The 11,307-nt window shown below is 55.6% G+C and carries 10 protein-coding genes; 5 read left to right on the forward strand and 5 right to left on the reverse strand.

Annotated elements, in window-relative coordinates; translation table 11 throughout:
* Positions 1–173 precede the first annotated feature (173 nt).
* From ACIGCM_RS09875 to ACIGCM_RS09885, 3 genes are all read right to left on the reverse strand, one after another.
* Positions 174–2,984, reverse strand: a complete 2,811-nt coding sequence (locus ACIGCM_RS09875) for an FAD-binding and (Fe-S)-binding domain-containing protein (protein WP_397501866.1) — start codon at positions 2,982–2,984, stop codon at positions 174–176.
* 122 nt (positions 2,985–3,106) lie between these two features.
* Positions 3,107–4,252, reverse strand: a complete 1,146-nt coding sequence (gene lldD / locus ACIGCM_RS09880; protein ID WP_397501867.1) for an FMN-dependent L-lactate dehydrogenase LldD — start codon at positions 4,250–4,252, stop codon at positions 3,107–3,109.
* A 148-nt stretch (positions 4,253–4,400) separates the two neighbouring features.
* Entirely contained in the window at positions 4,401–6,098 is a 1,698-nt protein-coding gene (locus tag ACIGCM_RS09885) for an L-lactate permease (protein WP_397501868.1), read from the reverse strand.
* Positions 6,099–6,393: 295 nt separating this feature from the next.
* On the opposite strand from ACIGCM_RS09885, the gene ACIGCM_RS09890 reads away from it, so the two are divergent.
* Positions 6,394–7,161, forward strand: a complete 768-nt coding sequence (locus tag ACIGCM_RS09890) for an FCD domain-containing protein (protein ID WP_397501869.1) — start codon at positions 6,394–6,396, stop codon at positions 7,159–7,161.
* A gap of 47 nt (positions 7,162–7,208) precedes the next feature.
* Here ACIGCM_RS09890 and smpB read toward each other — a convergent pair whose 3' ends face one another.
* Positions 7,209–7,688, reverse strand: a complete 480-nt coding sequence (smpB, locus tag ACIGCM_RS09895; RefSeq protein ID WP_339516273.1) for an SsrA-binding protein SmpB — start codon at positions 7,686–7,688, stop codon at positions 7,209–7,211.
* Between the two features lie 171 nt (positions 7,689–7,859).
* Between smpB and ACIGCM_RS09900 the strand changes: the two genes are divergently transcribed.
* From ACIGCM_RS09900 to ACIGCM_RS09910, 3 genes are read left to right on the forward strand one after another with little or no spacing between them, the layout of a single operon-like run.
* Positions 7,860–9,263, forward strand: a complete 1,404-nt coding sequence (locus ACIGCM_RS09900; RefSeq protein ID WP_397501870.1) for a sodium-dependent transporter — start codon at positions 7,860–7,862, stop codon at positions 9,261–9,263.
* A gap of 34 nt (positions 9,264–9,297) precedes the next feature.
* On the forward strand, positions 9,298–9,732 hold the full coding sequence (locus tag ACIGCM_RS09905; protein ID WP_397501871.1) for a type II toxin-antitoxin system RatA family toxin: 435 nt from the start codon (positions 9,298–9,300) through the stop codon (positions 9,730–9,732).
* Complete coding sequence (locus ACIGCM_RS09910; protein ID WP_397501872.1) at positions 9,725–10,033, forward strand: RnfH family protein; 309 nt, start codon at positions 9,725–9,727, stop codon at positions 10,031–10,033. The genes ACIGCM_RS09905 and ACIGCM_RS09910 overlap by 8 nt, the downstream gene beginning before the upstream one ends.
* 197 nt (positions 10,034–10,230) lie before the next feature.
* Here ACIGCM_RS09910 and ACIGCM_RS09915 read toward each other — a convergent pair whose 3' ends face one another.
* Positions 10,231–10,770 carry an outer membrane protein assembly factor BamE gene (locus tag ACIGCM_RS09915; protein WP_397501873.1) on the reverse strand — a complete coding sequence of 180 codons (540 nt, stop codon included), beginning with the start codon at positions 10,768–10,770 and terminating at the stop codon, positions 10,231–10,233.
* A 97-nt stretch (positions 10,771–10,867) separates the two neighbouring features.
* Between ACIGCM_RS09915 and fur the strand changes: the two genes are divergently transcribed.
* A complete protein-coding gene (fur, locus tag ACIGCM_RS09920; protein WP_397501874.1) occupies positions 10,868–11,272 on the forward strand; it encodes a ferric iron uptake transcriptional regulator in 405 nt (134 codons plus the stop codon).
* Positions 11,273–11,307 lie beyond the last annotated feature (35 nt).

The raw sequence follows: 11,307 nt of genomic DNA on the forward strand, positions 1-11,307 counted from the left end.
TCTCGACGGGGTTCTTAAGCCATTTTCTTTCAAAGCTCATAGAAAATGACCCGGCGCACCGATTGAAAGTTCAGATTATATGAATTGCTGAGTTGGGTGGTTGTAACCAAGCATTACTCAGGCGATCGCCCTGCACGCGCAGCGCCGTGCGAGTGCAGGTTTGGTCGGGGGGTTTAAATGGAGCGCGGGCGCGAAACCCGATCAACTAGGTAAACCAGGCTGTGATAATCGATACCGGCGTGCTCACTCAAACCAATTTCACAGGTTCGGCTGGTTGAAATACCTTCTTGGCAGATCTGTACCGCATCTTTGAGGTCGCGTAATGAGTGGCTGTTTAGCTCCGGTGTGGTGAAGCCCTTGTCGCCAGCAAAACCACAGCAGTGAATGCCTTCTGGAATGACCACCTGTTTAGAGCAACGCTTGGCGATGTCGATTAATCCTTGTGCTTCCCCCAAGTGCTGGGTACTGCAGGTGACATGCAGGGCAATCGGCTGGTCCTGTGGGCTTATCTCCAGGCGATCGAGTAAGTGTTCGCGAATAAATTTAACCGGGTCATGCAGGTTGAGCCGTGAGTCGAGGCCGTCCTGAATCAAACGCAAGGTGCAGGGGCTGGTGTCACAGTAAATGGGGTCAAGCCCGCCGCGGCTGGCTTTTAGTAACGCATCAACCAGTTCGGCGCGCTTGCGATCGGCTTGTTCTGCATAGCCTTTGGAGGCGAATGGTTGGCCGCAGCAGAGGTTTTCCTGATCTTCTGGAAATACAACCTGATACCCGGCTTTTTCCAGCAGGTCACGGGTTTTGTCGATCAGTGGCATTTGCTCGCTGTCACTGAATGACGGACCCATGGCGCGCGACACGCAGGCGGCCAGATAAACCACCCGCGGACGGGCATCTTGGCTAGGCGCATGGACCCGTAGCGGCCTTACCGCTTGCGGCATCGCCGGCGTCCACTGCGGAATCCGTTGCTTGGAAACACTGCTCAACTTGGCTGAAAGGGTTTGCAGGCGTGGCGCGCCGAGAAGCTTGCGTACGCCGTTTGCCAGCGTCAGCGTTGCCCGGGTGCCGTTTAGGGCTGTCGCGAAATTGTTGGCGAGCCAGTCAGCCGTGCGCGTGTGAGTCGCTTCACGGGCGCGCAACTTGCGTACCAAGTCGCCGGTATTGATGCCGACAGGGCAGCGCTGCGCGCACAGCCCCGTTGCTGCGCAGGTGTCGATACCTTGGTAGTGATAGTCGCGCTCCAAGTCAGTGGTATCAATGCCTGCGCGTTGTTTAGCTTGAATATCACGCCATACGACAATGCGCTGACGCGGGCTCAGGGTCAGGCCTTTTGATGGGCAGACCGGCTCGCAGAAACCACACTCGATGCACTTGTCGACAATTTCATCGGCAGCGGGCAGCGGTTTGAGGTTTTTTAAATGGATTTGCGGGTCTTCACTGAGCACTACATCAGGGTTGAGGATGCCTTGTGGGTCGAGCAGGCGCTTGATCTGCCACATCAGTTGATGGGCGTCGCGGCCCCATTCCAATTCAACGAAGGGGGCCATGTTGCGGCCGGTGCCATGCTCGGCTTTTAGCGAGCCGCCGAATTCCACGGCAACTAACTGAGCGACATCCTGCATAAACGCTTCGTAACGGGCGACTTGTTCGGGCAAGTCGAAACCTTGGGTGAAGACAAAGTGCAGATTGCCTTCCAGGGCGTGGCCAAAAATAATCGCTTCTGAGTAGGCATGTTTGTCGAAGAGTTCCAGCAGACGGTTGACCCCTTCGGCCAGTTGCTCAACCGGAAAAGTGACATCTTCGATAATGACTGTGGTGCCCGTTTCACGCACGGCACCTACTGCAGGGAAGGTGTCTTTGCGGATTTTCCACAGTTGGTTGTAAACCAGTGGGTCGGTGCTGAAGTCGACCTGTTTTTCAACCGGGAAATGACTGATGGATGCGCTGATCTGGCTGAGCTGCTCGGTCAGCAAGCTTTCTCCGGCCGCACGCGCTTCAATCAATAATGCACAGGCATTGGCTGACAGTGCTTTGACCCACACCGGCATGCCTTTTTGATTTTCCACCGAGCGCAAGCTGCGTCGATCAAGCAGTTCAACGGCGGACACCGGCTGGCTCTTCAGCACGGTCACGGCGTGGCAACAGGTCTCGACATCAGGGAAGACAATCAGCGCGCTGGCCTTATGCGGATGATCCGGCACTGTGTTGTAGGTGACGGCGCTGATAAAGCCTAGCGTCCCTTCTGAGCCCACCATCAGATGACTGAGAATATCCAGCGGCTGATCGAAATCGACCAGCGCGTTGAGTGATAGGCCCGTGGTGTTTTTCAGCCGGTATTTGTGGCGAATCTTTGCTGCCAACTCGGGGTTTGCACGCGTCTGTTGACCCAGCTCTTTGAGTTGATCAAGTAACTGAGCGTGGCTTTGTTCAAACTGTGCAACGCTGGCGCTGTCTTCAGTGTCGAGCACACTGCCGTCAGCCAGGACTAAACGGATGCCTGCGAGGGTTTGATAGCTGTTTTGCGCCGTGCCGCAGCACATGCCGCTGGCATTGTTGGCGACGATTCCGCCGATTTTGCAGGCATTGATTGAAGCAGGATCGGGGCCGATTTTACGTTGGAAGGGGGCCAGTACTACGTTGGCTTGAGCGCCGATAACACCCGGTTGCAGGCGGATCTGCGCACCCTGCTGGCGCACCTCGCGAGCGTTCCAGTTATCACCCAAAACAATCAACACGGAGTCACTTAATGCCTGCCCGGAAAGGCTGGTGCCAGCTGCGCGGAAGGTGACCGCGACGTGCTCAGCGGCTGCAAGTTTTACTAAGGCGACCACCTCTGCCTCTGACTCAACCCGCACCACCAGCTTGGGAATCAGCCGGTAGAAGCTCGCATCGGTGCCAAATGCCAACGTCGAGAGCGGGTCATCAAACAGGCGCTCGCGTGGAATCAGGCGCTTAACTTCAGTCAGGAATGCGGCAGGCAGGCTCATGCGAGCTCCGTGGATCATCAGTTATTGAACGGTTAATGCAGCTGTAGCGCAGAGCCTGTCTTCGCAGTCTTATTGCTACAGCTTTACACGTATTACGATGCCAGCATGCGGCGCGGCACTATTTAACGGCCAAGCTCACGCACCAGCGAATCAGCACTGATCTCGCTGATGGATTTCGCACCGGTTAGCACCATGGCTACGCGCATTTCTTTTTCGATCAAATCGAGCAGGTTGCTGACGCCAGCTTGTCCGGCGACCGAAAGTGCATACAGGAATGCGCGGCCGAGCATGACGCAGTCAGCGCCCAGTGCGACCATACGAACCACATCGAGGCCGTTACGGATGCCTGAGTCAGCGAGAATTTTCAGGTCGCCTTTCACTGCATCAGCAATGGCGGGCAGGGCGCGGGCGCTCGAGAGTACGCCGTCGAGCTGACGACCACCGTGGTTGGAGACCACAATGCCGTCGGCACCAAACTTGACTGCATCCTTAGCATCTTCCGGGTCGAGAATGCCTTTGATGACCATCGGGCCGTCCCAGTAATCACGAATCCACTCCAGGTCTTTCCAGGAAATGGACGGGTCGAAGTTATTCGCCAGCCAGCCGATGTAATCCGCCAACCCAGTTGGGTTGCCGCGATAGGTCGAGATATTGCCCAAGTCGTGCGGACGGCCAAGCAAACCGACATCCAGCGCCCAAGATGGGTGAGTGACCGCTTGCAACATACGGCGTGCTGCAGCGTTCGGGCCGCTCATGCCGGAGTGGGCGTCACGGTAGCGAGCGCCGGGGGTAGGCATATCAACGGTGAAAACCAGCGTGGTGACACCCGCCGCTTTAGCACGCTCCAGTGCATTTTTCATAAAGCCACGGTCTTTCAACACATAGAGCTGAAACCACATTGGCCGGTTGATGGCCGGGGCCACCTCTTCAATAGGACAGACCGACACGGTCGACAGGGTAAAGGGGATACCTTTTGCATCTGCGGCGCGGGCGGCTTGGACTTCACCGCGGCGGGCGAACATACCGCACAAGCCAATGGGTGCAATTGCCACGGGCATCGACAGGTTTTCGTTAAACAGCGTGGTTTCCAGGCTGAGTTCGGACATGTTGCGCAGCACACGCTGACGCAGGGCGATGTCTGCCAGGTCTGCAACATTGCGACGCAGGGTGTGTTCTGCGTACGCGCCGCCGTCTGCATAGTGAAACAGGAACGGAGGCAGCTTGCGTTGGGCGGCGGCACGGTAGTCAGTAGAGGCAGAGATAATCATCAATAAAGCACCCTGTGATGTTGATTATGAGGATCTTGCCAAGCGGGCGCTGTCCTCAACGTTGCGTGCACGATGCGGCGCGCGCTTTTATAAATCTGAAGTTTCTAGCAGCCCCTGTCCGGTAGCGCCGGGCAGGGGCATGAGTTAGTTATTGCGCGGCCAGTAAGGGATCACTAATCCCTAGGCCGTAGACTGCAATCATCGCGATGATGCCGGTGAACAATACATAGTACAGCGTAGGCCAGATGGTTTTGCGCAATGTATTGCCTTCACGGCCGAGCAACCCAACTGTGGCCGAAGCCGCCACGACGTTGTGAATGGCCACCATGTTACCGGCTGCGGCACCAATTGCCTGAACCGCAACAATCAGTGCGCTGGACATGCCAAGGCTGGTGGCAACACCAAACTGAAACTGGCTGAACATCATATTACTGACGGTGTTGGAGCCGGCAATAAACGCCCCCAATGCACCGATGCTCGGCGCTAACAGTGGGTAAATCCCGCCGACGCTGTCTGCAACCCAGCGCGCCATGACGATCGGCATGCTGCCCAGCTCTGCACCGTTGACCCCAGAGTTAATCAGGATGCGGACCATGGGTACGGTGAACAACAACACGAAACCCGCACTGAGCAAAACTGCGCTGGATTCTTTAACTGCTGCCGTCAGTTCGCGCACTTTCATGCCGTGCAGGAAGAAGGTGGCGATGACCACAGCTACCAAAATACCACCCGGCAGGAACAGCGGCTGGAAGTTGGCGCTGACGCCGGTTTCACCCAGCAAGTCCGGGAAGTTGATCACCACGGCTTTCAGTGCGTTGCCGACATCCGGGAACACCCGGCTAATCACCAGCAGCACGCCAACCAAGACATAAGGCAGCCATGCACGCAGCGCACTCATCGGTTTGCTGCCCAGCTCTTCAAGCTTCATCTCGACGGTGCCGATCCATTCTGCCGGCCAGTCTTTTGCCGGAGCAAAATCCCAAGCGGTTTTCGGTACCAAGAAACCCATACGGGCAGCGCTGGTGACGATGGCCAAGCCTGTGAGGCCACCGATCAGTGACGGGAACTCCGGGCCAAGGAACACACCGGTCAAAGCATAAGGAATGGTAAAGGCTAAACCTGCAAAAATCGCAAATGGCAGTACTTCAAGGCCGGCCTTCCAGCTTTTCTCACGACCAAAAAAACGCGTCAGCATCATCGCCATGAACAGCGGCATGACGGTGCCGACAATGGCGTGGATGATCACCACTTCGCTGGTGATCAGTTGCAGGAACTGCGCCCAGGATGAACCGTGCTCAAGCAGTTGTGCGCCAATCGCATGGCTGTCCAGCCCGGTGCTTACCCCGACGATAATAGGGGTGCCCACGGCGCCGAAGGATACCGGTGTGCTCTGTACCAACATGCCCATCAACACAGCCGCCATGGCCGGGAAACCGATCGCAACCAGCAGTGGTGCGGCGATTGCGGCTGGAGTGCCGAAGCCTGAAGCCCCTTCAATAAAGCAACCAAAGAGCCAGGCAATGATGATCGCCTGAATGCGGCGGTCCGGGCTGATGGTGGCAAAGCCGGCGCGAATGGCGGTGATGCCGCCCGAGTGCTTGAGTGTGTTGAGCAGCAAGATCGCGCCGAAGATAATCCACAGCAGGCCGAGGGTAATCAGCAGGCCTTGCAGGGTCGAGGCCAGAACGCGGGTAAAACTCATGTCCCACGCCAGCAGGCCGACTGCAGCGGTCAACAAGTAAACCAGAGGCATAGCTGTTTTGGCTGGCCAGCGTAGGCCAATCAGCAAAACGGCAGCGAGCAATATAGGCGAGAAAGCGAGTAAAGCGAGTACACCGGAAGTCATCTGTAATCTCCGCTCAGTTGCGCGTAGGTGAGACGTGGAGGTACGAGTGAAGGCGGGTGTTAAGCGCAATAATCATGACGAACCTCAAAGTTATTGTTATTAAGAGTTGGGTAAATTGGTAATACCAATTTACAATGTGCGGCGGTCAGGTTAAAAGTCGAGAGCCTGACTGTCAAACTTCATGGCTAAGACTTTGGTCGGATGGCACGTTGTTGTGCGGTAAATGGCGACGATATAGGCTTGTACGCCTAGCTTGAGTTCTAGTGTTAAGTGGTCAAACCAGTGAGGGTTAAGTATGGAAGTTGGACCTCTGCGTCAGCGACGTCTCAGCGATGACATTGTTGCGCAACTGGAAACCATGATTCTTGAGGGGTCGTTAAAAGTCGGCGAGCGGCTGCCTGCTGAGCGTGTGCTGGCTGAGCGTTTTGGTGTCTCGCGCCCTTCACTGCGCGAGGCGATCCAGAAGCTGGTGGCCAAGGGGTTGCTGGTCAGTCGTCAAGGGGGCGGGAATTATGTTGCTCAAACCCTGGGTTCAACCTTTAGCGATCCACTGTTATTGCTGATGGAGAGTAATCCTGAGGCGCAGCGCGATTTGCTTGAGTTTCGCCATACCTTAGAAGGTTCGTGCGCTTATTACGCGGCGCTGCGTGCCACAGAGCTGGATCTTGGGCGTCTGAAAAATGCCTTCGAGGCATTGCAAGATTGCTACAACCGCAGCGGTAAGGTGACGCGCGCAGAAGAGGGTGCGGCTGATGCGCAGTTCCACTTGGCGATTGCCGAAGCCAGTCACAATGCGGTGCTGTTGCACACCATTCGTGGTTTGTTTGATTTGCTCAAGCGCAACGTGGTGACCAACATTGGCGGCATGTATGAACAGCGTACCGAAACGCGCGATATGCTGATTAACCAGCATCGGGCGCTGTATGAGGCGATTATTGGTGGCCGTGCAGATGAAGCGCGAGCGCTGTCCAACCAGCACATTGATTATGTGCAGGAGGTCCTCGCCGAGGTGCAGCAACAAGTCCAGCGCGAGGCGAGGGCGCAGCGCCGCTCGACCCATTGATCCTGCTTGTGAGTCACCAGATTAGCCGCAGCTAACCTGGGCAGGGTCTATTCTTTGCCTTTGGTGCGCATGGCGCGCTGAACTTCGCGATCAGCGTCACGCTCTTTTTCGGTGTGGCGCTTGTCGAAGTCTTTCTTACCTTTCACCAAGGCAATGGTGCACTTGACCAGGTGGGCCTTCCACTGAATCGACAACGCGACGCAGGTGTAGCCTTTCTGGTTCACTGCACCGAATAGCTTTTCCAGTTCGCGCTTGTTGAGCAAAAGCTTACGGGTGCGCGTAGGGTCTGCAATCACGTGGGTGCTTGCAGTGGTGAGCGGGGTGATGTGGCAACCCATCAGCCAGGCTTCATCGTTTTTCAACAGCACATAGCTGTCAGTCAACTGAGCTTTACCGGCTCGCATGCTTTTCACTTCCCAGCCGGCGAGCGCGAGCCCAGCTTCGAACTTGGTTTCGATGAAATAGTCATGCAGCGCTTTCTTGTTAAGCGCGATGGTGTTTTCGTTCTGTTTCTTTTGTTTAGCCATAGGCCGCGCATTATAGGGAGTCGTACGCGCTCGCGCTATCGGCTGATGCACGGCAATTGATTATTTCCCTGTTGCAGGACTCATTGTGCGGGGCACCTAGGCTTGAGCCGCCCCGTGTTATCTCGGACAATGCGCGATCTTTTTTTTGCAAGCACAGCAGGCTAGCGCGACATGGCAAACGAAAAAGTCTCGATTCACGGCGCATGGGCCAGCCGCTGGGTGTTTATTTTGGCGGCCACCGGCTCGGCCGTCGGATTGGGCAATATCTGGAAATTCCCCTACATGACCGGGCTATACGGGGGCGGAGCCTTTGTTGCCATGTACCTGGTGTGTATTGCTTTGGTCGGTTTGCCAATCATGCTGGCCGAGACCTTGATTGGTCGTCGTGGCCGCCAGAGCCCGGTTAATTCGATGCGCAGTTTGGCCAAAGAGTCAGGTGGCTCGCGCTACTGGTCGGTTGCGGCGGTGATCGGCATGGTTGCAGCGTTGCTGATTCTGTCGTTTTACAGCGTGGTGGCGGGCTGGTCTCTGGACTACATCATCGGCATGGGGCGTGGTGATTTCAGCGGTATCAGTGCCGAGGGCGCAGGCAAGGCATTTGGTGGGCTGACTGATAACCCATGGCGGCTGACCCTGTGGCATACGTTGTTTATGATCGGCACTGGGTTTGTCATCGCCAAAGGTGTGGTCGCTGGGCTTGAGCGCAGTTTGCGCATCATGATGCCAATGCTGTTCGTGTTGCTGCTGATCTTGCTCGGCTACAGCTTCACCACCGGCCATTTTATGGAGGGCTTCCGCTTCCTGTTCCACTTTGATCCAAGCAAAGTGCAGGGCGGAATTCTCGCAGCCATGGGGCATGCGTTCTTCACCCTGAGTGTCGGGGTGGGCTCTATTATGGTGTACGGCTCCTACATGCCGAAAAAATCCTCGATTGGTGCGACGGTGCTGGCAGTGGGGCTGCTCGATACCTTGGTCGCACTGACGGCTGGCTTGGCTTTGTTCCCGATTGTGTTTGCTGCTGGGCTGGAGCCAGGCGGTGGGCCGGGGTTGATGTTTGTCACCCTGCCAATCGCCTTTGGTAATGTCGCTTTCGGCCAAATCATGGGGTTAGTGTTCTTTGTGTTGGTTGCGCTGGCGGCGTGGAGTTCGTCTATTTCCATGCTTGAGCCGGCTGTGGCTTACTTTGTTGAGCGCACCGGGCGAAGCCGGGCTGCGGTGACCAGTGTGTTGGCTGTTTTTTGTTGGTTGGTCGGCATGGGCACGGTGCTATCGTTCAATATCGGAGCCGATGCCAAGTTCTTTGTATTTGCCAAAGATGGCTTTCACCTGTTTCAGTGGGGCGCAGAAGGTGGCAAAAACTTCTTTGAAGGCATTGATTACCTCACCAGTCGTATATTGTTGCCGATCGGTGGTTTGGCCTTTGCAATGTTTGCGGGCTGGGTCATGACTCGGGATGCTGTGCGTGATGAGCTGTCGATCAAAAGCCCGTTGTTGTTCAATATCGCCCTGTGGCTCATTCGCGTTGTGGCACCTATTGGTGTTTTGATTGTGTTTGTTGCAGAGCTGACTAAGTGAGAATTATGTTCGTGTTGCATGAAGTTGTAGGTTTATGAGTACGCATATTCAGCGCTCGGCGCTGCTGCCATACCCTGCACAGGCGTTATATGACTTGGTCAACGACGTGGCGAGCTATCCCGAGTTCTTGCCGTGGTGCTCGTCCAGTGAAGTGCTTGAGGTCACTGATGTGCTGATGGTTGCCAGCCTTGAGGTGGCCAAGGCCGGTTTTAGTCAGCGCTTTGTTACCCGCAATACGCTGGTGGCAGGGCAGTCGATTGAGCTGAATCTTGAGGATGGACCCTTTAACCATTTTCACGGCCGCTGGGAATTCAAGCCACTGGGCGACAAGGCCTGCAAAATCAGCCTTGATCTGACCTTTGATTACGCGGGGTCGATTGTCCGGGCGACACTGGGGCCGTTGTTTAATCAGGCGGCAAACACCTTGGTTGATGCATTCTGCCAGCGCGCTAAACAATTATATGGATAGCAAAACCATTGTGGTGGAAGTGGTGTATGCCTTGGCTGACAAGCAAAAGCTACTGCGTCTGAGCCTACCGTACGGCACGACCATGCGTCAGGCGGTTGAGCAATCGGGTATGCAGGCCCATTTCCCCGGTCTGGATTTAGCTAACAGTCCGCTGGGCATATTTGGCAAGGCTGTGGCCAAGCCGCAAGAGCGCGTGCTTGAGGATGGCGAGCGAGTCGAAATTTATCGCCCCCTGATCGCCGATCCTAAAGAAGTGCGCAAGCAGCGCGCCGCCAAAGCGGCTAAAGCCAGAGAATCGTAAGGTGTGGCACGCGCAGCCTTGTCCGTCGTTGATCAAGCTGTGTGATGCTCAATCCAGCGCACTTAAGTCGAGTGTTGCGAAGGGCTGCTGGTGGATGGAAAAAGCGCCATCCACCCTGCGCGGCAAGTGGCGACGTCCACCCGGATGCAAAAAAACCGGTTTTCACCGGTTTTTTTGTGCCTGAGAGCTGGATCCCCTTATTCGGTTTCCAGCGGCTCAGGTGTTGGTACAGCTGCAGGTTCTGCGCTGTCGACGTCGTTCTGGATTTGCTCCAGAAGTGAGCCCGGAGCTGGCGGCTCTTCATCAACTTTCGGCGTATCGACCTTCGGCTGCTCTTGGTTGTCGTCAGTCGGCGTGACAGTCGTCGCTGGGTCGTCGCCCATGATTTCCTGGTCACGGCTAACGCCCGGCTTAAAGTCGCCGGCTAGCCCTGTAAGCTGGTCATTGTCGTTAAACACCAGACTTACGCGCTCTTGCAAGCGCTGACGACCACCTGGCTGCATGCTGTACAGATAATCCCAGCGATTTGCATGGAATGTATCGGTGATCAGCGGGTTACCCATAATAAACCGCACTTGTTTGCGGGTCATTCCTGGGCGCAACTGGTCTATCATGTCTTGTGTAACGACATTGCCCTGTTGAATGTCGATTTTATAAACCCCGGGGAATGAACAACCGGCGAGTGCGATGAGCCCCGTAAAGGTGAGGCTGGTCAGCAGGAGCTTGGTTTTTTGCATCGGTGCGTGACTTCCACTATCTTGGCTGGGCAACGTAAACCCCGATCATACCCGTATTAAGGGAAGCTGCGAAACCGCTTCCTCGAGAAAGCAGACCATGGTTGAAAATAACGAACTACGCAAGGCTGGCCTGAAAGTAACCCTACCACGGGTTAAAATCCTGCAAATGCTGGACTCTGCAGGCCAACGCCACATGAGTGCAGAAGATGTTTACAAGTCTCTAATGGAGGCGGGTGAAGACGTCGGTTTGGCCACTGTTTACCGGGTATTGACGCAATTTGAGGCCGCTGGCCTGGTTGTTCGTCATAACTTTGATGGCGGCCATGCAGTGTTTGAACTGGCTGACGGCGGCCACCACGACCATATGGTCTGTGTGGACACCGGTGAAGTGATTGAATTTTTCGATACTGAGATCGAAAAGCGTCAAAAAGAAATTGTAAATGAACATGGCTTTGAGCTCGTAGACCATAATTTGGTGCTTTACGTGCGCAAAAAACGCTAAGGGGGCTTGGTTTCCCTGCACGTTGCGCGGCATGC

It is taken from the genome of Pseudomonas sp. NPDC078700, assembly GCF_044542375.1.
In the GTDB taxonomy this organism is placed as follows: Bacteria; Pseudomonadota; Gammaproteobacteria; order Pseudomonadales; family Pseudomonadaceae; genus Aquipseudomonas.

Bases quoted from the DNA above. Each gene is read 5' to 3' on its own strand.
- ACIGCM_RS09915 (WP_397501873.1), bottom strand. From the start codon at position 10,770: ATGCAAAAAACCAAGCTCCTGCTGACCAGCCTCACCTTTACGGGGCTC.
- ACIGCM_RS09885 (WP_397501868.1), bottom strand. From the start codon at position 6,098: ATGACTTCCGGTGTACTCGCTTTACTCGCTTTCTCGCCTATATTGCTC.
- ACIGCM_RS09910 (WP_397501872.1), top strand. From the start codon at position 9,725: ATGGATAGCAAAACCATTGTGGTGGAAGTGGTGTATGCCTTGGCTGAC.
- ACIGCM_RS09900 (WP_397501870.1), top strand. From the start codon at position 7,860: ATGGCAAACGAAAAAGTCTCGATTCACGGCGCATGGGCCAGCCGCTGG.
- ACIGCM_RS09890 (WP_397501869.1), top strand. From the start codon at position 6,394: ATGGAAGTTGGACCTCTGCGTCAGCGACGTCTCAGCGATGACATTGTT.
- smpB (WP_339516273.1), bottom strand. From the start codon at position 7,688: ATGGCTAAACAAAAGAAACAGAACGAAAACACCATCGCGCTTAACAAG.
- lldD (WP_397501867.1), bottom strand. From the start codon at position 4,252: ATGATTATCTCTGCCTCTACTGACTACCGTGCCGCCGCCCAACGCAAG.
- fur (WP_397501874.1), top strand. From the start codon at position 10,868: ATGGTTGAAAATAACGAACTACGCAAGGCTGGCCTGAAAGTAACCCTA.
- ACIGCM_RS09905 (WP_397501871.1), top strand. From the start codon at position 9,298: ATGAGTACGCATATTCAGCGCTCGGCGCTGCTGCCATACCCTGCACAG.
- ACIGCM_RS09875 (WP_397501866.1), bottom strand. From the start codon at position 2,984: ATGAGCCTGCCTGCCGCATTCCTGACTGAAGTTAAGCGCCTGATTCCA.